General features: G+C 58.9%; 18 protein-coding genes. 1 reads left to right on the forward strand and 17 read right to left on the reverse strand.

The features are described from left to right. Positions 1-39: 39 nt before the first annotated feature. From recN to ACR0B3_RS07290, 15 genes are all read right to left on the reverse strand, one after another. Positions 40-1,689, reverse strand: coding sequence for a DNA repair protein RecN (gene recN, locus ACR0B3_RS07220; protein WP_480808472.1), 1,650 nt, complete (start codon positions 1,687-1,689; stop codon positions 40-42). Between the two features lie 36 nt (positions 1,690-1,725). After that, the gene (locus ACR0B3_RS07225) at positions 1,726-2,586 is read right to left on the reverse strand and encodes an outer membrane protein assembly factor BamD (protein WP_170683197.1); all 861 of its coding nucleotides are present in this window, start codon (positions 2,584-2,586) and stop codon (positions 1,726-1,728) included. Between the two features lie 126 nt (positions 2,587-2,712). Further along, positions 2,713-3,633, reverse strand: a complete 921-nt coding sequence (lpxC, locus tag ACR0B3_RS07230) for a UDP-3-O-acyl-N-acetylglucosamine deacetylase (protein ID WP_480808473.1) — start codon at positions 3,631-3,633, stop codon at positions 2,713-2,715. 214 nt (positions 3,634-3,847) lie between these two features. Continuing rightward, complete coding sequence (ftsZ, locus tag ACR0B3_RS07235) at positions 3,848-5,452, reverse strand: cell division protein FtsZ (protein WP_480808474.1); 1,605 nt, start codon at positions 5,450-5,452, stop codon at positions 3,848-3,850. Positions 5,453-5,801: 349 nt separating this feature from the next. Then, positions 5,802-6,221, reverse strand: coding sequence for a hypothetical protein (locus ACR0B3_RS07240; RefSeq protein WP_480808475.1), 420 nt, complete (start codon positions 6,219-6,221; stop codon positions 5,802-5,804). Next, positions 6,208-7,542 (reverse strand): cell division protein FtsA, encoded by a 1,335-nt coding sequence (gene ftsA, locus ACR0B3_RS07245; RefSeq protein ID WP_480808812.1) that lies wholly within the window; start codon positions 7,540-7,542, stop codon positions 6,208-6,210. The genes ACR0B3_RS07240 and ftsA overlap by 14 nt, the downstream gene beginning before the upstream one ends. Before the next feature lie 8 nt (positions 7,543-7,550). After that, the gene (locus ACR0B3_RS07250) at positions 7,551-8,555 is read right to left on the reverse strand and encodes a cell division protein FtsQ/DivIB (protein ID WP_480808476.1); all 1,005 of its coding nucleotides are present in this window, start codon (positions 8,553-8,555) and stop codon (positions 7,551-7,553) included. Continuing rightward, complete coding sequence (locus ACR0B3_RS07255) at positions 8,543-9,460, reverse strand: D-alanine--D-alanine ligase (protein ID WP_480808477.1); 918 nt, start codon at positions 9,458-9,460, stop codon at positions 8,543-8,545. Before ACR0B3_RS07255 ends, ACR0B3_RS07250 begins: the two co-directional genes overlap by 13 nt. 109 nt (positions 9,461-9,569) lie before the next feature. Continuing rightward, positions 9,570-10,496, reverse strand: a complete 927-nt coding sequence (gene murB, locus ACR0B3_RS07260) for a UDP-N-acetylmuramate dehydrogenase (RefSeq protein ID WP_480808478.1) — start codon at positions 10,494-10,496, stop codon at positions 9,570-9,572. 39 nt (positions 10,497-10,535) lie between these two features. Beyond that, positions 10,536-10,778, reverse strand: a complete 243-nt coding sequence (locus ACR0B3_RS07265) for a DUF2484 family protein (protein WP_170683204.1) — start codon at positions 10,776-10,778, stop codon at positions 10,536-10,538. Continuing rightward, complete coding sequence (locus ACR0B3_RS07270; RefSeq protein ID WP_480808479.1) at positions 10,775-11,023, reverse strand: DUF2484 family protein; 249 nt, start codon at positions 11,021-11,023, stop codon at positions 10,775-10,777. Before ACR0B3_RS07270 ends, ACR0B3_RS07265 begins: the two co-directional genes overlap by 4 nt. Positions 11,024-11,027: 4 nt before the next feature. Further along, a complete protein-coding gene (gene murC, locus ACR0B3_RS07275; protein ID WP_170723479.1) occupies positions 11,028-12,434 on the reverse strand; it encodes a UDP-N-acetylmuramate--L-alanine ligase in 1,407 nt (468 codons plus the stop codon). Continuing rightward, on the reverse strand, positions 12,431-13,528 hold the full coding sequence (locus ACR0B3_RS07280; RefSeq protein WP_480808480.1) for a UDP-N-acetylglucosamine--N-acetylmuramyl-(pentapeptide) pyrophosphoryl-undecaprenol N-acetylglucosamine transferase: 1,098 nt from the start codon (positions 13,526-13,528) through the stop codon (positions 12,431-12,433). Before ACR0B3_RS07280 ends, murC begins: the two co-directional genes overlap by 4 nt. Beyond that, the gene (ftsW, locus tag ACR0B3_RS07285; RefSeq protein ID WP_480808481.1) at positions 13,528-14,691 is read right to left on the reverse strand and encodes a putative lipid II flippase FtsW; all 1,164 of its coding nucleotides are present in this window, start codon (positions 14,689-14,691) and stop codon (positions 13,528-13,530) included. The genes ACR0B3_RS07280 and ftsW overlap by 1 nt, the downstream gene beginning before the upstream one ends. Positions 14,692-14,923: 232 nt before the next feature. Further along, the gene (locus ACR0B3_RS07290) at positions 14,924-15,259 is read right to left on the reverse strand and encodes a cupin domain-containing protein (protein WP_480808482.1); all 336 of its coding nucleotides are present in this window, start codon (positions 15,257-15,259) and stop codon (positions 14,924-14,926) included. 194 nt (positions 15,260-15,453) lie between these two features. Between ACR0B3_RS07290 and ACR0B3_RS07295 the strand changes: the two genes are divergently transcribed. After that, complete coding sequence (locus tag ACR0B3_RS07295; protein ID WP_480808483.1) at positions 15,454-16,632, forward strand: BaiN/RdsA family NAD(P)/FAD-dependent oxidoreductase; 1,179 nt, start codon at positions 15,454-15,456, stop codon at positions 16,630-16,632. Here ACR0B3_RS07295 and ACR0B3_RS07300 read toward each other — a convergent pair. Further along, complete coding sequence (locus tag ACR0B3_RS07300; protein WP_480684990.1) at positions 16,629-17,003, reverse strand: glycine zipper family protein; 375 nt, start codon at positions 17,001-17,003, stop codon at positions 16,629-16,631. The two genes, ACR0B3_RS07295 and ACR0B3_RS07300, sit on opposite strands and share 4 nt — an antisense overlap. Before the next feature lie 111 nt (positions 17,004-17,114). After that, entirely contained in the window at positions 17,115-18,509 is a 1,395-nt protein-coding gene (gene murD, locus ACR0B3_RS07305) for a UDP-N-acetylmuramoyl-L-alanine--D-glutamate ligase (RefSeq protein ID WP_480808484.1), read from the reverse strand. Positions 18,510-18,511 lie beyond the last annotated feature (2 nt).

Here is an 18,511-nt window from a genome sequence, read left to right on the forward strand (position 1 = left end):
GAAAAGTCGGTTCACGACAACATGCTCACAGAATGCGTGTTATGCATCCAATAGGGCACGGGCAGCGGCTCGGGCTTCGTCGGTAATGGTGTCGCCTGCGACCATCCGGGCGATTTCATCTACGCGATCAGGCTTGGCCAGCGGGATCACCGTCGACAAGGTCTGATCCCCTGTCACCTGTTTCTGCACCCGCCAATGATGCGCGGCTCGGGCGGCCACCTGTGGCGAATGCGTCACCACCAAAACCTGTCCGCCTTGCGCCAGCGCAGCCAGACGACGGCCAACCGCATCAGCAGTGGCCCCGCCGACGCCGCGATCGATCTCGTCGAAGATCATTGTGCGAGCACTGTCATCGCCGGTCAGGCAAACCTTGAGCGCAAGCAAGAACCGGCTGAGTTCACCACCTGAAGCGATCTTGTTTAACGGCCCAGAAGGTGCGCCAGGGTTTGTCGCCACGGTAAAGGCCACTGCATCAGTGCCTTCGGGGCCGGGCTCTGCTGCAGTAATTTCTGTCTGGAACACAGCGCGTTCCATTTTCAGTGGTGCGAGTTCAGCCATCACAGCGCTATCCAGAGCCTGAGCCGCCGAGCGGCGCAAATCGCTCAGCGCAGCGGCGGCGCTGTCATATGTGGCCTGCGCGGCCTCCACAGCGGCGCGCTTGTCGGAAAGATCGGCGTCGCCAGCATCAAGCCGACCCAGACGGTCACGCAGGGTTTCGGCAAATGTGCCCAGATCATCCGGGGCGACGTCATGCTTTCGGGCCAGCGCGCGGATGGCAAACAGACGCTCTTCGGTCTGTTCCAGTTCCGCCGGGTTGAAATCCAATGCCTGTAGACACGCATTAACACCGTCCTGCGCCTCGCCCAGCTCAATCAAAGCTCGGCCCAAGGCCGCGATGGGTTGTTCCAACTGACCACCCGCATTGTCTGAGACCCCTTCGAGCCAGCGCACAGCGTCGGCCATGGCGCCTTCGGCACCGTCCCCTCCAAGCAACGAAAATGCGCGGGCCACATCGTCACGGATGCGTTCGGCCCCTTGCATCATACGACGCCGCGCGTCGAGATCAGCGTCCTCACCTGGTTGAGGATCAAGCTGATCCAGTTCCCCTACAGAGTGACGCAGGAACTCTTCCTCGGCGCGCATGGCCTCTAGTGCCGCCTCAGTCTGAGCCATTGCTTTGCGGGCACGTGACACTTCGGACCATGAGGCACGGACAGACCCAAGCCGATCCTTTGCCCCGGCATACGCATCCAACATCGCACGATGACCGCGCGGGTTCAGCAACCCCCGGTCATCATGTTGGCCATGAAGTTCGATTAGCGTCTCGGACAACGCCCGCAGCACCTCGCCCGAACAGCGACGATCATTGACCCACGCAGTTTTGCGGCCCTCAGCCGTATTGATCCGGCGCAGGATCAGTTCCTCGCCCCCCGGCAACCCTGCCTCGGCCAGAACCGCATGGGCAGGGTGATCTGCGGAGAGTTCGAACTCAGCCACAACCTCGCCCTGCGCGGCGCCCTGTCGGACCAATTCGGCACGTCCACGCCAGCCCAGAACAAAGCCCAGCGAATCCAAAAGGATCGATTTCCCCGCACCGGTTTCACCCGTCAAAGCGTTGAGGCCCGGCTGGAAGGTCAGTTCCAACCGGTCGATGATCAGCATGTCGCGGATATCGAGGGTGCGCAGCATAGGATCTTTAGCGTCCCAAGCCTTTAGCCATGGCCGTTATAACCACTCACCCTTGACTGTTTGGCGATAGATCGTGCTGAGCCAATTGTTGCCACGGCTCTTGAGATCCAGACCGCGTGAGGTCAGCAGCGTATAGCCCGCATCGTACCATTCCGAAGACTGATAGTTATAGCCCAGGATCGCACCGGCTGATTGCGCCTCGTCGACCAGACCCAGCGCCAAATATGCCTCGATCAGACGATAGAGCGCTTCGGCGGTGTGGGATGTCGTCTGGAAATCCTCAACCACGACACGGAATCGATTAATCGCAGCGGTAAAATGATCCTGACGCAGATAATAGCGCCCGATCTCCATCTCTTTACCAGCCAGGTGGTCGAATGCGAGATCAAATTTCAATACAGCTGAGGTGGCGTATTCGCTGTCCGGGTAGACCTCGATCACCGTTCGCAACGCTTGCAATGCCTGAAAGGTCAAGCCCTGGTCACGCCCCACTTCGTCGATCTGGTCATAGTAGCTGAGCGCCAGAAGGTACTGGGCATATGCCGCATCTTCATCTGTGGGATAGAAATCGATGTACCGTTGCGCGGCGGCTCGGCTTTCTTCGTAGTTCTTGTCAGTGTGAAACGAGAACGCCTGCATAATCAGCGCGCGCTTCGCCCAATCAGAATAAGGATAAAGCCGTTCAACTTCAGAAAAATACCAAGCTGCATCGTCCGAGCGATTCTGAGACAGCTCGTACTCGCCCCTGGTATAAATCTGTTCGGGGGTGAAACCTTCGAGATTTTGATCGCGATCGGCCCCTTTTCTTCCAAAAAGGCCACCATCCCCGCATGCGGTCAAAGTTGCTGCCAGAAGAAGCGCGCCTGCGATTCTGACTGCCGCTTTGGTGCCAACCATTCCGCCCATCCTTGTCATTTATTTCGTGGGAATTACCCCTGATCGGGCCTCGGTTTAGCACATAAAATTCCAGTGCAAAACGCCTTATCCGCACTCATGCCGCAAATGTCGCCAGAGTTGATCAGATCACGCAACCTGCGGGATTTCGCTGCGCACAAGGCCCTGCCCCGGCAGACGCGCAGCCTGTTCAGGGGTGCAAAGCACTGGGCGAATTGCACCGGGTGTCTCAAAAAGTTTGCGCAAAAGGGTGTTGGTCATGGAGTGACCCGATTTCTCACCAACAAAGCGCCCCAGAATCGGGCCACCTGCCAGATAGAGATCACCCAACGCGTCCAGCATTTTATGGCGCACTGCTTCGTCCGCGTGGCGAAAGCCACCCGGCGTCAAGACTTCGTCACCTTGAACGACAACAGCGTTGTCCAGCGTTCCACCCAAGGCCAATCCATTTTCGCGCATCGCTTCAACGTCGGTGCGACGGCAGAACGTGCGGCTGTCGCAAAGCTCACGTGCAAACGAGCCATTGCGCATGTCCAGAACCTTGGTCTGGCTGCCAATGGCGTCGTCTTCGAAATCAATGTGGAATTCGATCTCCAAACCTTCGGCGGGTGTAATCGATGCCTTCGCGCCCTCGCGTTCAACGGAAACCGGCTTGAGCACCTCATACGCCAGAACGGGGCTCGCTTGGCGACGTACGCCTTTAGCCATGATCCCTTGAACGAAGGCAACCGATGAGCCATCCATGATCGGGACTTCGGGGCCATCAATCTCGATCAGTGCGTTGTGCACGCCGCATCCGGCAAGTGCTGCCATGATGTGTTCGACAGTCGATACCGAAACGCCAGCCTCATTGACCAGCCGCGTGCAGAGAGGCGTCCGTTCAACAACATCATAGATCGCAGGGATCAGCGCATTGCCCAACTCAATATCAGTACGCTTGAACCAAATCCCATGACCCGCAGCAGCCGGTTTCAGAACCATCGTCGCAGGCTTACCGCTATGTAGTCCGACGCCCGTAAACGTGACCGAAGATTTGAGCGTATGTTGCAAAATTGGCCTCAGCGCATTGTGTCCAGCCTGTCTGGGGCTGTGTTGCACCCTCACCTAAGGAACGGGGCGTCAAGGCTCAACTCACTCTTTGCAACCGAATGAAACATGTATGTGACACATCGGCAAAACCCTGCTCACACGAGGCCAATGCCCTGTTATTCAACAAAAAAGGGCTGCCAGATGGCAGCCCCTATTAGTGATTTTGTTACCGCGATCAGTTCGCTTGACGCCGCAGGAAGGCAGGAATTTCGATACGCTCCTGATCCGGATCAACCTCGTCCTGAACAGGTGCCGTCGCGTCAACCGACCGCATAGCCGGCTGTTGGCGCACTGCTTGAGCAGGCGTATCAGTCGCGTGACCCGTCATCCGGTCGATCAAACGGTTGAAGCCAAACCGCGGGCGATCTTCTGCCGCTGGCTGCGCTTGTGGGGCCGGTTCGCGAGGGGCTTCGGGCGTCGGACGCAGCCGGTTCGAGGGCACTTTCTGAACGGCAGCCTGCAGCCGCTGCATCGCTTCTGGCGAAGGCGTGCCGGGGGTCGGGGCGCGCTCTGCGACGTAGTCATCGACGGCCTCTTCAACCTCAGGCTGCGGCTCGAACTGCGCGACCTGAGGCTGATACGCGGGCGGAGGCAGCCCGTCATCATCCTGCTCGGCGGCAGGCTGTTCGTCTTGCCAGCCTTCGTTGAACTCAACATCCTCGATCGATTCAAACAGCGTCGGAGCGATGTTTTCCTCTTCCGCGACTTGAGCTTCGGCGGCAACCGGCTCTTGCGGTTGCTCTTCCGCAGAAACGGTGCGGGTCAATGGCGCTGACATCGAGCGGCGCGCAACCGGCACATCGTCGGTCTTTTCGCTGGCGTCGATACCCGTCGCGACGACGGACACACGCATGCCGCCCTCCATCTCGGTGTCGAGGGTAGAACCGACGATGATATTCGCCTCGGGGTCCACTTCCTCGCGGATGCGGTTGGCAGCTTCGTCCAGCTCGAACAGGGTCAGGTCGTGTGCACCAGTGATGTTGATCAGCACGCCCTTGGCACCCTTAAGGCTGATTTCGTCCAGCAGCGGGTTGGCAATCGCCTTCTCGGCCGCCTGAATGGCGCGATCTTCGCCGGTTGCTTCGCCGGTACCCATCATCGCCTTGCCCATCTCGTCCATCACGGCGCGAACGTCAGCAAAGTCGAGGTTGATCAGGCCCGGGCGCACCATCAAATCGGTGACACCTTTGACACCCTGGTACAGAACATCATCGGCCATCGAGAACGCCTCGGTGAACGTGGTCTTTTCGTTGGCCAGACGGAACAGGTTCTGGTTGGGGATAATGATCAGCGTGTCGACAACCTTTTGCAGGGCATCCACGCCGTCTTCGGCCTGACGCATGCGCTTAGCCCCTTCAAACTGGAAGGGTTTGGTCACAACGCCAACCGTCAGAACACCCAATTCCCGTGCCGCCTGCGCGATGATCGGAGCAGCCCCAGTGCCAGTGCCGCCGCCCATACCGGCTGTGATAAAGCACATATGCGCGCCAGCCAGATGATCCACGATCTGTTCGATGCTTTCTTCAGCCGCCGCCGCGCCCACGGTCGGACGGGCACCTGCACCCAGCCCTTCGGTGACTTTGACACCCAGCTGCACCCGCGCCGATGAGCGGCTTTGCTGTAACGCCTGAGCATCAGTATTCGCGACGACAAATTCAACGCCGTCCAGCTGTTTTTCAATCATGTTGTCGACGGCGTTGCCCCCAGCGCCGCCAACGCCAAATACGGTAATCCGAGGCTTGAGTTCGTCGTGCCCGGGCATCGAAAGATTTAATGTCATGCTCTGTCCGCCTGTTTTATATGTTGCCGCAAAATGCGGTTTTTTCTGACCTATCCACAGATTATTTTACTGTGTCATTTCGGAAACGTCACCAGAAAAATCGCACGAATCCACAAAATATGGAGGAAATAAGGCAGCAAACAGCGGCATTTCGCTGCTACCGCGACATATTGAGGCAATTGGACAATGCACCACTACACACAGAAAAACCCACACGCCTTGCAGGGGGTGTGCTAACTTGTTGTTCACTCGTTTGATCGCGGAAAACTGCTCAACGTCCTGCCGCTGGGCCTCTGTCGGGCCTTGGGTACATCTTGCGGGAATTTGGCCCTGCCTGCAACCGATTTCTTCAGCCCAATGGTACACTTGGGCAGTTCAAGCCGTCCTCTGAGATGCTGCGAACTTCTTGCGTTTCGCTGCCAACAAAGCGGGCCAAACGAACCATCAGCCGATCATTATGCAGAAATGGCCACCAGCAGACCGGCAAGCCATTAGGCGCGTCATCATAAAGAAAACAAATCTGGCCGTTTGGCGTGGTGATCTGCCCATAGACACACCCCCGCCCCTCCATCCGCCAGACCGAGTGATTGGGGCTGAGAAACTCCTCAGTCCCCACCAGCAAACCGCTGCGGATTTCGTGAAACGTGATGGTTTTTCCGACGACGGCGTTCAAAAACGCCTCGGGCGTGATCAGAGTTTGCGCCGTGGCCGCAGCTGGCCAGAAGGCCGCGCCAAGTGCCATCCGGCGCAGGGTTTTACCAATTGTCACGGAACCAGCGCACGGCGCGCTTGAAGGGCCGCGCGGCATAGGTATCGACCGGGATTTCAAAATCCCACCATTCGTCCTGCGGATGCGCCGCAAATAGGCTAAGCCCCACCGCCGAAGAAAAGCCCGGCCCGGTCGCGGATTGCGGCAAGCCGTGGACACGCAGCGGGCGGCCCAAACGCACCCGTTGTCCCAGAATACGGCTGGCCAGACCGTCGAGGCCCATGATTTGGCTGCCACCACCGGTCAGCACGATCTGCTGGCTGGGCAGATGGTCAAAACCTGCGGCGTCCAAGCGTGTGCGGACCTCTTCCAGAATCTCCTCGACGCGTGGCCGCATGATGCCGATCAACTCGGCGCGACTGACGGTGCGGCGGTCATGCTCCCAATCGCCAGTGTCGCCGCCGATATCGATCAGGTCACGGTCATCGGCACCGGTGGCGTGTACACCGCCATTGAAAGTTTTAATCCGTTCGGCAACCGCAGCGGGAACGCCAAGGCCCATGGAAATATCGCTGGTCACGTGATCGCCACCCATGCGCACGCAATCGGCATAGATCATGTGTTTCTTCATGAAGATCGAAATGCTGGTGGTGCCTCCGCCCATGTCGATGCAGGCCGCACCCAGCTCTTGTTCATCCTCGACCAGCGCCGAGATGCCGGACACATAAGCCGAATTCGCGATCCCGGCCAATTCCAGATCACAGCGCTTGATGCAGCGCACGATGTTCTGTATCGCCACCGCGTCGACCGTGAGCATATGCATATCCACGGCCAGGCTTTGACCAAGTTGCCCGCGCGGGTCGATAAGACCGGAGCGGTTATCGAGCGCGAAATTCACAGGCTGCGCATGCAGCACTTCGCGCCCCTCGCCATAATCCGGCACATCACAGGCATTCAGGACGCGGCCGACCTCGGCCTCGGTCACCAATTGCCCTTCCAGATCGACCTGTGCGTCCAGACCGTAAGAGCGCGGGTTGGCCCCGGAAAATGAGGCTATAACATGATCGACACGGATATCCGCCATCTTCTGAGCCGCCTGTAGCGCCGTGCGGATGGCCCGTTCGGTTTCCTGCATCGCAGTAACCTCGCCGAAATGCACCCCGCGCGAGCGTGTCGTCGCCGCGCCAATAACCCGGAACCCAATCTGACCCGCCATTGAGCCGATCGAGTTATCCTCGGACAACCGCCCTGTCCCGTCGAAGCGCAAGACGAGGCAGGCGATTTTCGAACTGCCCACGTCCAGAATGGCGACAACACCGCGTTGCATCGCCTGCCGGCGCATCTGCCGCATGGCGCGTTGGGACTGATAAAGATCGGTCATCATAGTCGTTACTGCCCGCTACTCACATCTACTTTTGTGTTCCACCAGTCTGCGCTGGCTGTTTCATTCATTCGGATAGTTGGTCGCTGGCCGAGGCGCATATCGACCACGGCCACATCACGTTCCAGAAGGTCCTGAACCTCATTCACCGCCAGCACACGTTCAAGTGCACGCGCAGGGCGTTCAGTTGGCAACATGATGCGTTGCTTGCGGTCCAACACCAGATCCCAGCGCCGCTCGCCCACGCGCACAAGACCTCGGACCCGAGTGCCAAGGCTGCTTGCACTGGTTAGGATCTCCAGCGCCTCAGACACATGTTTATTCGCACCTTTTCCGGCGATCAGAGGGAGGTTCGCGAAATCGGCTCGCGCCCTGACCATGTCAACATGAGTTCCGGTTTCGTCCAGTAACTCGATCCCGTCACGGGTGCGCCAGACGATGACCGGCTGACGTTCGATCACGTCTACCTGCAGGATGCCACCGGGGCGAATGCGCACGGACGCTGACTTCACCGGATCAAGCCCGGTGATGGTGTCGCGGATCATTTCCACATCCAGATCCCAGGAACTGAGCGGGAAATCGAGCGGCACCACCTCGCGGATATCTTCGGACAAAGCGGTCCCTGCCCCGTCAATCGCCATCAGATTGACCATGAATTCTGGCCGTTCCTGGATCGAGGTTTTAATGTCGGCGACAAAGGTATTGACCGCATCGCGCCGTTCTTCTGAAGCGAAGAAGCCGCCAACCAAACCGACAACAGCCAGAACGGGCAGGCCGAGTTTTAGCCCACGCCGAATACCGGGTGTAAGCATCCAGCGCTGAAAGCGATAGCTGAGGCGTGAGGGCGCAGGGTCTGCACTATCTGCCCGACCAAACAGACGCATTCCACGCAGGCGCAGCTTGGGTTCAGCCTTGGGTTCGGCTCTGGAAGCCGCGGCAAAATCCGCATCTGGCCCGGCCAAAGCTTTGGTCCGGTGAATAACGGGCGCGCGGGTGGCGGTCAGCGGTCGCATGAGGCGTCCTCCACCATCCAGGCGCAGAGTTGACCAAATGTCATGCCACAATGCTCGGCCTGCTCGGGCACCAGAGAGGTTGGCGTCATGCCGGGCTGCGTATTGGTTTCCAGCAGGAAGAGACCATCCGCACCCTTGCGATCATCCCACCGATAGTCGGTGCGCGTCACGCCGCGACAGCCCAAGGCATTGTGCGCCTTCAGCGCGTAGTCCATGCAACGGTCAAAAATGTCCTGCGGAATGTCCGCAGGCAACACATGCCATGAGCCGCCCGGCTTATACTTGGCGTCATAGTCGTACCAGCCGCCATCAGTCATGATTTCGGTAACAGTCAGGGCGCGGTCGCCTATCACAGTCACCGTCAGCTCTCGGCCTGCCACATATTTCTCAACCATGATGTGATCGGGCATATCGTCCGACAGCTGCGGAGGTCCGTTCGAGCCCTCATGCACGATATAGATGCCAACGCTCGAGCCTTCATTGTTAGGCTTAGCCACGTAAGGAGGCTCCATCACGTGAACCTCGATCACCTCAACTTTGGGCACGATCACGCTGGGGACAACGGGTAGCCCTTCGGCCTGATAAACTTCTTTGCTGCGCTGCTTGTCCATCGCAAGTGCCGAAGCCAGCACACCGGAATGCGTATAAGGAATGCGCATCCACTCCAGCAGGCCCTGCACACAGCCATCCTCGCCCCAGCGGCCATGCAGGGCGTTGAAAACCACATCTGGCTTGATCTCCAGAAGGCGCGCGTAGAGGTCGGGACCCGCGTCCAGTTCGACCACTTCAAAGCCTTCTCCCACAAGGGCGGCTGCGCATTCGCGCCCGCTGCTGAGTGACACCTCGCGTTCAGCCGAGGGGCCGCCCATCAATACCGCCACTTTGGGGTTTGTCCTGCTCGACATACCCAATGTGCGCCTCAATGTCCCCGGACCTTATGTGGTGGTCCGTACTGCGTTTATGCCTTTGATCCGTCGCCGTTAATTGCCTGATTGTGGTCTGACGGTTGGGGCTTTATTTTACCAGCGGATCACCGACCCGCATGATTTCCCACTCTAGCGTGATGCCGCTTGTTTCGTAAACCTTTTTTCTGACTTCTTCGCCCAGACCTTCGAGGTCTGCAGCGGTTGCGTCACCGGTATTGATCAGGAAATTCGAATGCTTGGGGCTCATCTGAGCCCCGCCTTTGGTCGCGCCGCGCATGCCAGCGTCGTCTATGACCTTCCACGCCTTCAGATCATGCACATCGTCCGCGCGTCCAGTCGAAGAAAACCCGGCAGGATTGCGAAAAGTCGACCCTGCGCTGCGGTCCTTCGTAGGTTGGGTTTCGTCGCGCTTTTTCAGCTGGGTTTCCATGCGCGCATGCAGGTCGTCCGGATCACCCGAGAGGCCTTGGAACGTTGCCGAGACCAGCACCGCGCCTTCGGGCAAGTCAGATTGACGATAGCGGAAGTTAAGGTCCTGCAGGGTCAGGTCCATGACCTCTCCAGCCCGCGTAACGATAGTGGCCTTTTGCAGCACATCCTCCGTATAGCTGCCATAACAACCCGCGTTCATGCGCACCGCACCACCGATCGAACCCGGGATCGTGCGTAAGAAAGTCAGATCAACCCCCGCATCCGCCGCCTTGCGCGCCACATGCGCATCTAGCGCAGCCGCGCCTGCCGTAACGGTGTTGCCATCGACGGAGATACCGTTGAAGCCTCGGCCCAGACGGATCACCACGGCGCGCAGGCCCCCATCGCGCACGATGAGATTGGAACCTACGCCCATGGGGAAAATCGGAACATCGGCAGGAAGATCACACAGGAAGCTCTGTAAGTCTTCGATATCAGCGGGCTGGAACAGCACATCCGCAGGACCGCCGACGCGCAGCCATGTCAAATCGTTTAGCGAACGGTTTTCGGTGAGTGTACCGCGTGAAGTCGGATAGGTTCTCATGATCATTAGATCGCGGATTTCGATTCTGATCGCAAGGCATCAAAGCTTGCGCCGTACCCAACGCCCAAGATAAATCACAGGCCAGCGAAGAACAGACATACCAGCGGCCAGCACTAGCAGACCGATCCACGGACCATTCTCATATGTGACATAACCTAAAATGGGCACACCCACTGCGATCAGGAAATAGGCCCGACGCCAGTGGTTGTCCTTGCTAGGCAGCATGGCGAGTATATTGGCGGTCACCCCCCAAATACCGGCGAGCGCGATCGACCAACTCATTCCGACACCTCCTGACCCGTCCATTTTCGCCAGTAAAAACGGATCGGGTTGCGGTACATCGAAACAAATGCGGCAATGCCCAGCGCTCCGATGAACCAGCCAAAATCAAGGCTCAGCCACAGGATCAACGCCGGCGCGCTGGCAAACAAGACAACGCCCGGTGGGAATTGCAGGCGCATAGGCAGCATCGCAACGATGGTCGAGACGAGCACCCAGGCGCAAGCGATTATAAGCGAAAGTGCCACGGGGTTAGCTCGCTTTGGCGATCAACCGATCGGGCAGCCCGTTGGCCCAGGCGCTGATCGTACCGGCGCCGAGGCAGACCACCATATCGCCCGGGCGCGCCTGCTCGCGCACAAGACGCTCAAGATCGCTTTCATCCAAGATGGCGCGCGCATGACGGTGCCCGTGGCGGATCAGGCCCTGCACCAGATCATCGCGGCTGGCACCTTCGATCGGGTCCTCGCCTGCGGCAAAAACCTCGGCAATGGCGACCACATCAGCGTCGTTGAAACAGGTGCAGAAATCATCAAACAGATTGGAAAGGCGCGAATATCGATGCGGCTGGTGCACAGCGATGACGCGGCCTTCGGTTGCCTGACGCGCGGCCTTGAGGACAGCGGCGATTTCGACCGGATGGTGGCCGTAATCGTCGATGATGGTAACACCGTTGATTTCTCCAACCTTGGTGAAGCGCCGGTTGACACCGCCGAAATTGGCCAACGCGTCGCGTATTTCAGAGGCTTTCATGCCCAGATGGCGAGCTACGGCGACGGCAGACAAGGCGTTCGAGACATTGTGGTCACCCGGCATCGGAAGGGTGCAGCCTTCGATCACCTTGTCTTCGTATTGCAGGTGAATGTCGAAATGCGCTACGCCGCCTTTGTAAGTCAGGTTTTCGGCCCGCACGTCGGCCTGCGCGTTGAACCCGTAGGTCCGCACGCGGCGGTCGGTGATCCGGCCAACCAGAGCCTGCACCTCGGCGTGGTCAGTGCAGCACACGGCCAGGCCATAGAAAGGCAGATTCGAGACGAATTCGTGAAAGCCGTCACGCAGTTTGTCGAAATCACCCCAATGCTCCATATGCTCGGGGTCAATATTGGTGACGATAGCGATGGTTGCGGGTAAGCGATTGAACGAGCCGTCACTCTCATCGGCCTCAACCACCATCCATTCGCCCTGCCCCATTCGCGCGTTCGAGCCATAGGCGTGGATGATCCCGCCATTGATGACCGTCGGGTCGAAATCTCCTGCCACCATCAATTCAGCCATCATCGTTGTGGTAGTGGTCTTGCCGTGGGTTCCGGCAATGGCGATGTTCGAACGCAAGCGCATCAGTTCGGCCAGCATATCGGCGCGGCGAACTACCGGCAGGCCTTGCGCGCGCGCCTCGTCGAGTTCCGGGTTGCCCGGTTTGATTGCCGTCGAGACCACAACTACAGCTGCGTTCTGCAAGTTTTCGGCGCGTTGGCCTTCGAATATCTCAGCCCCCAATGCGGCCAGACGGTCTGTGATCTTGGACGCCTTCAGGTCCGAGCCCTGAACCCGATAGCCAAGGTTCAAAAGCACCTCAGCAATGCCTGACATCCCAATACCACCGATGCCAACGAAGTGGATCGGTCCAACGTCCTGCGGCAGTTTGGTTGCTGGATTCATGAGATCTCCTTCTGCGCCAGTTGTTCGACAAGGGCCACCAGTCGCTCGGTTGCGTCCGGAGCCCCGACCGATAGCGCGGCATGGGCCATTTGCTGTGCGGCTTCGGGGTTGGTGAGAACCGTGGTCATCTGCTCTGTCAGCGCGGGAACGTCAAGGGCGTTTTCGGGGATCATGATCGCGCCACCTGCCTGAACCAGCCCACGCGCATTGGCGGTTTGGTGATCGCCTGCGGCGGCTGCATAGGGGATCAGGATCGAGGGTCGCCCGATCACCGAGATATCGGCCACGCTGGACGCGCCAGACCGGCTGATCACCAGCTGCGCGTCTGACATGCGGCGGGGGACATCGTCAAAGAAAGGCTGCACGTCGGCGCGAATACCGTGTTCAGCATAAAAAGCCTGAACCCGTTCACCATCTTCATCCCGCGCCTGATGTGAGACACGGATGAATGATCGCAAAAACTCGGGCAAAGCAGCAATGGCACCCGGCACAATGTCGCTGAGCACGCGCGCACCTTGCGACCCGCCGATGACGAGCACCGACATCGGGTAATCTCCGGGCGGGATATAGGGCGCTCCGTCCCGCTCCAGAACGGCAGCACGGACTGGGTTGCCGGTGTGAATGCCTTTGGCCCCGTCGGGCAGATCGGTGGGCCAGACACCGCAGGCGACCTGCGCCACCCGGGTGGCAAATAGTTGGTTCACACGACCCAGAACACCGTTTTGTTCGTGGATCATACGGGGAACTTTCAGCAGCGTTGCTGCACCCAGCGCCGGGATCGAGGGATAGCCGCCAAAGCCGACCACAACGTCCGGCTTGTCGCGCATCATCTGCGCCGCCATGCCGGTCACGCCCGCAGCAATCTTTGGGCCCGCCATAACTTTCGCAGCCAGACCTCCTCGGGCGAAAGTCGCCGAGGAGGCTTCGGCAATCTCAACGCCATCAGGAAACGCGCCCGTATAGCGCGCGCCGCGTGGATCTGTCGACAGACGCACCCGCCAGCCCTTGGCCAGCATCGCCTCGGCCAGCGCTTGCGCGGGGAACATATGCCCCCCGGTGCCACCTGCCGCAATCAGAAGGTAGGGTTTGCCCATTAGCCTCGTCCGCGCAGAATATCCCCTAGCTCGCCCTGCGGGCGGGTTCGGGTAAAGGCCAGCAACATGCCCACGGCGATGCCACCTGCGATCAAGGACGAGCCGCCATAGCTGACAAATGGCAGCGTCATGCCCTTGGCGGGCAACAGACGTACAGCGACGCCCATGTTGATCATGGCCTGAACGCCGAACATGCAGGCCAAACCGGTGCCTGCCAGACGAATGAACATATCCCGTTCGCGCATCAGCCGCAGCAGCGAGCGCACCACGATCAGCGAATAGAGCGCGATGATGATGAGGACGAGGATCAGCCCGTATTCCTCGGCCGCCACCGCAATGATGAAATCGGTATGCGCGTCGGGCAAAGACCATTTTACCTGCCCTTCGCCCACGCCGACGCCAAACAAACCGCCTTCGCGGATGGCGTTGGAGGCATATCCAAGCTGGGTGGTAGGATCGAGTTCCTGATTGAGGAAGCCATCAATCCGGCGCGCGAAGTGTTCAGAATTGGAATAGGCAAACATGCCACCCAGAACCACGGCCCCTGCCATGCAGACCAACAGCAGCATCGGAGCACCAGCCACAAAATACATCACACCCCAGCCAAAGAGGATCAGACAGGCTTGTCCGAAATCAGGCTGCATCACCAGCATCGCGACGATCGCCATACACAACGCAAAGGACCAGAGCCGTCCGGGTGGGCCATTGATTTCCTGTGAGGCCGCCAGCAGCCATGCAGCTACAACAACAAAACCGGGCTTGAGAAATTCAGAAGGCTGCAGCGAAGCAAAGCCCAGCGAATACCAACGCACCGCACCCTTGCCAAAATCGGTCCCGAAGATCGGCAAAAAGGCCAGTGCTACAAAGGCTCCGAGGAAACCCAAAATCGCCAGACGACGAACCAACGTCGGCGACATCATCGAGGTCAACAGCATCGCGACCAGCGCCAGACCGCCGAACAGGGCCTGACGCTCAACATAGTGAAACGGATCGAACCCGTTACGCCCAGCCAGCGGCGGCGAGGACGCTAATCCCAGCAACAATCCGATGACAAACAGGATCAAAACGCAGGACATCGTCCAGCGGTCGATCGTCCGCCACCACTTTGGAAGAATCGGTTCACCGCGCTGGTCCTGGACCGCGCCATACACCATCTCAGTCATGAGATACCGCCACTATCTGCCTCGTTAACGTCCCGTTTTCGGGATCTGATTGAGAGTCTACAGGGAATTTGGCGTTTGGGCTAGAGGAATGACGGGCAGAACCGGAATTCCCGCACTATGATCTGGTCGTTGCCGAACGCGCCTGCAATCAAGCTGTGCGCTCTGATCCGAGGGGCAATGAGGTGTGGTTACATCAATCGCCCCCCCACATCCTTGTCCAAACAGCATAACCTCAGTCTTTGATGGGGTATCTGTCAGGTTCTTCAAACACGTCGATCACCCGGGAACCCGCCTTGATGCGCCCGCCATGCTCTACTCCGGCCGGAATCGAGTAACTGTCACCTGGCAGATAAACTTTCGTGTCTCCACCAATTGTGAGCTCAATTTCGCCTTCCACCACCGTACCCCACTGGGCACCATGCGAATGTAGTGGGAGTTCCATATCTTTGAGAAAAGTAAAAAAGGCGACCAAACCAGCATCAGATCGAACGACTGCTGTCTGCACGACATCTTCGGGAAATGGTACGTCCAGTCTTGGAAAGTCCGTAATGAAGTTTGGAAACCGCATAGTTTTATCCTTTAAACAATATCTAACGGGCGAACATTGGCACCGAGCTTAGCACGTCAGTGCGCAATGCCACTGAAATTCCGCATATCAGACGACACAAGCCCAGGTGCCAACCAGAAACTTAAAAGAGCCACACACGCTCCGTTTTGGTTTGCGCTCTTGCCATCGCTCACAATCCACGCCATGCGCAGCACATGGATTTTGAGACGATCATTCTTGGTGCCGGTGCGGCCGGCATGATGTGCGCCGCTCATTGTGGCGCGCGGGTGCTGGTGATCGATCACGCCAAAGCGCCGGGAGAGAAAATCCGCATCTCGGGCGGAGGGCGGTGCAATTTCACTAATATGTATGCAGGGCCGGGCAACTTCCTGTCGCAAAATCCGCATTTCAGCAAATCGGCGCTGGCGCGATACACGCAGTGGGATTTCATCGAACTGGTCGATCGCCATGGCATTGCATGGCATGAAAAAACGCTGGGGCAGCTGTTCTGCGACGGGTCCTCGAAACAGATCATCCAGATGCTGCTGGGCGAAATGGCCGCCGCCAGGGCTGAACTTTGGTTGCAGACGTCGCTGCGCAATTTGCGCAAGATCGAGAGCGGTTTCGCTGTGGACGTCGAACGCGAAGGCAAGCACATCCCTCTAACCTGTCGCAATCTGGTTCTGGCCTCGGGCGGCAAGTCGATCCCGAAAATGGGCGCGACCGGGCTGGCTTATGACATCGCGCAGCAATTCGGGCTGCAGATAACCGAGACGCGGGCGGCTCTGGTGCCGTTTACGTTTTCGGACGGGCGGTTCAAAGACTTGTCAGGCGTTTCTCTGCCCGCTCGACTGTCAAACGAACGTATCAGTTTCGACGAAGCTTTGCTGTTCACACATCGCGGGCTAAGCGGCCCTTCGGTGCTGCAGCTGTCATCGTACTGGCGCGAAGGTGAGGCAATAGGGATCAACCTGATCCCCGATCTACCGCTGTTCGACCTGCTGCGCGATCAGCGACAGGCCGGAGGGCGCAAGGCGCTGACCACCGAATTGGCACGCCATCTGCCTGCGCGTCTGGTGGACTACCTCGCACACCATATCCCGATGAAGGGCAATCTTGCAGATCAATCCGACGCGGCCCTGTCCGACCTGATCGCGGCACTATCCGACTGGCGGCTTACGCCTTCGGGCACCGAGGGCTATCGCACGGCCGAGGTTACTCTGGGCGGGATCGACACTGACGGGCTGTCGTCCAAAACGATGGAGGCCAGGGATGTCCCCGGCCTCTATGTGATTGGCGAAGCGGTGGATGTCACCGGCTGGTTGGGTGGCTATAACTTCCACTGGGCGTGGTCATCGGGCCACGCCGCAGGTACAGCCATCGCCAGTCGTTAGCCGACCACGTTGTAGCCGCGTCCACGCATACAGTTGCGCACGATGACTTCTTTGTTCTGGTTCTTGTTGATCACATCGGCTCCAGCACCGACCAGAGCACCAGCAACAGCGGCGCGACCCAGATTGTCGCTGCTATCCTGAACGATGCCGGTCACGGCCGCAGCACCCGCGGCGCCAATGGCTGCATTCCCTGCGGTCGATCCGTCAACACTGGCCTGCGAGGCTGCAAGTTGCTGGCACTGGAACAGGTCCGAGTTGTAGTTCGGGCCGACCGGGCCGTCGATCACCGGCTGATAGTTGGCTCCGGTATTCGTGCAGGCCGCGGCAGCAAGCAGAGCGGGAACGACCAGAAGAAGTTTACGATTTGGCATATTCATGACCTCGTGTTGAATTTCCTGAAGGCAAAAACCAATGCGCAAGGCGCGTCAAGCAGATAGGCCACAGCTTGGCCGAACCGGCGATCTATTGCAAACGCATTGCTTTCAGAGACGTTTTTTGACCTCGGCCACGAAATCATCGCCGCGCTTTTCGAAATTGTCATATTGGTCGAAACTGGCTGCAGCAGGGGCCAAGAGCACGGTTTCTCCGGGCTGCGCGTCGGCCATGGCCTGTTCCACAGCGACAGCCATTGTGGTGCAGACTTGCGCCTCGGCCTCAAGCTGCATAGCAAAGCCTGCGGCCTCGCGCCCAATGACATAGGCTTTGATCACATGATCTCCTGCCGCGTTTAGCGCCTCAAGTCCGCCTTCCTTTTCAAGCCCTCCACAGATCCAGCGTATCTTTTTAAACGCACTCAACGCTTTCAAAGCGCTGTCCACATTGGTGGCTTTTGAGTCGTTTACATAGGTCACGCCGTCTGCCTCAGCGATGATCTGGCTGCGATGCGGCAAGCCCGGGAAACTATGTAGCGCGTCTTCGATCACGCGAGGGGCAAGGCCCAACGACCGACACGCGGCATAGGCCGCGCAGGCATTCTGATGATTATGCGCGCCGGGCAGGCCTCTGATTTCGCGCAAGTCAATCGCCCCCGCCTGACGCCCCTTGCGATATTCCGACAAGAACCCCTTGCGGGCAAAGACCTGCCAGCCCGGCCCAACCAGCTTGCGTGTGACAGAGATGCGGATCACCCGGTCATCTGCAGGACCCTCGGCCAGTTGACCGGCCAGAAACGCGCCCTCAGCCTCATCTATCCCGATGACCGCACGGTCAGGCCCGCCCTCAGCAAAGAGGCGACGTTTGGCGGCAAAATACCCCCCAATACCTCCGTGCCGATCCAGATGATCCGGCGAGAGATTGGTGAACACCGCCACATCCGGGGTCAATGCGCGGGCCAGTTCGGTCTGATAGCTGGACAACTCCAGCACCACGACCGAGCCATCGCCACCCGGATCAATATCCAGCACTCCGCGCCCGATGTTGCCCGCCAGTTGAGAGTCGCGCCCTGCCTCGGTCAGAATGTGATGGATCAGCGCAGCGGTGGTGGATTTGCCATTCGATCCAGTCACTACAATCACCCGAGGCGGAGTGTCGAAATTGTGCCATTCAGGGCCAGCGAAAGAGCGAAAGAACAGTCCGATATCATTGTCGACTGGAACGCCCGCCTCCAGCGCAGCAGCCACCACCGGATTCGGGGTGGGATAAAGATGCGGTATCCCGGGCGAAACGATCAAAGTTGCAATCTCATCAAACGCCCCGTGACGGCGTAGATCAACGCAAGCGAAGTCTTCACCCTCAGCCGCCTCACGCGCAGCTGGATTGTCATCCCAGCACACCGGCTCGGCGCCGCCTGCCCGCAACGCACGCGCCGTGGTCAAACCAGACCGACCCAGCCCCAGAACCGCAACTTTTTGCCCTGAATACCCTTTGACCGGGATCATGC

Source organism: Ruegeria sp. CE9 (genome assembly GCF_056537425.1).

Excerpts from the sequence above, each read along its gene's own strand:
- recN (WP_480808472.1), bottom strand. The coding sequence starts at position 1,689 with ATGCTGCGCACCCTCGATATCCGCGACATGCTGATCATCGACCGGTTG.
- ACR0B3_RS07225 (WP_170683197.1), bottom strand. The coding sequence starts at position 2,586 with ATGGTTGGCACCAAAGCGGCAGTCAGAATCGCAGGCGCGCTTCTTCTG.
- ftsZ (WP_480808474.1), bottom strand. The coding sequence starts at position 5,452 with ATGACATTAAATCTTTCGATGCCCGGGCACGACGAACTCAAGCCTCGG.
- ftsA (WP_480808812.1), bottom strand. The coding sequence starts at position 7,542 with ATGACCGATCTTTATCAGTCCCAACGCGCCATGCGGCAGATGCGCCGG.
- ACR0B3_RS07250 (WP_480808476.1), bottom strand. The coding sequence starts at position 8,555 with ATGCGACCGCTGACCGCCACCCGCGCGCCCGTTATTCACCGGACCAAA.
- ACR0B3_RS07255 (WP_480808477.1), bottom strand. The coding sequence starts at position 9,460 with ATGTCGAGCAGGACAAACCCCAAAGTGGCGGTATTGATGGGCGGCCCC.
- murB (WP_480808478.1), bottom strand. The coding sequence starts at position 10,496 with ATGAGAACCTATCCGACTTCACGCGGTACACTCACCGAAAACCGTTCG.
- ACR0B3_RS07265 (WP_170683204.1), bottom strand. The coding sequence starts at position 10,778 with ATGAGTTGGTCGATCGCGCTCGCCGGTATTTGGGGGGTGACCGCCAAT.
- murC (WP_170723479.1), bottom strand. The coding sequence starts at position 12,434 with ATGAATCCAGCAACCAAACTGCCGCAGGACGTTGGACCGATCCACTTC.
- ACR0B3_RS07280 (WP_480808480.1), bottom strand. The coding sequence starts at position 13,528 with ATGGGCAAACCCTACCTTCTGATTGCGGCAGGTGGCACCGGGGGGCAT.
- ftsW (WP_480808481.1), bottom strand. The coding sequence starts at position 14,691 with ATGACTGAGATGGTGTATGGCGCGGTCCAGGACCAGCGCGGTGAACCG.
- ACR0B3_RS07290 (WP_480808482.1), bottom strand. The coding sequence starts at position 15,259 with ATGCGGTTTCCAAACTTCATTACGGACTTTCCAAGACTGGACGTACCA.
- ACR0B3_RS07295 (WP_480808483.1), top strand. The coding sequence starts at position 15,454 with ATGGATTTTGAGACGATCATTCTTGGTGCCGGTGCGGCCGGCATGATG.
- ACR0B3_RS07300 (WP_480684990.1), bottom strand. The coding sequence starts at position 17,003 with ATGCCAAATCGTAAACTTCTTCTGGTCGTTCCCGCTCTGCTTGCTGCC.
- murD (WP_480808484.1), bottom strand. The coding sequence starts at position 18,509 with ATGATCCCGGTCAAAGGGTATTCAGGGCAAAAAGTTGCGGTTCTGGGG.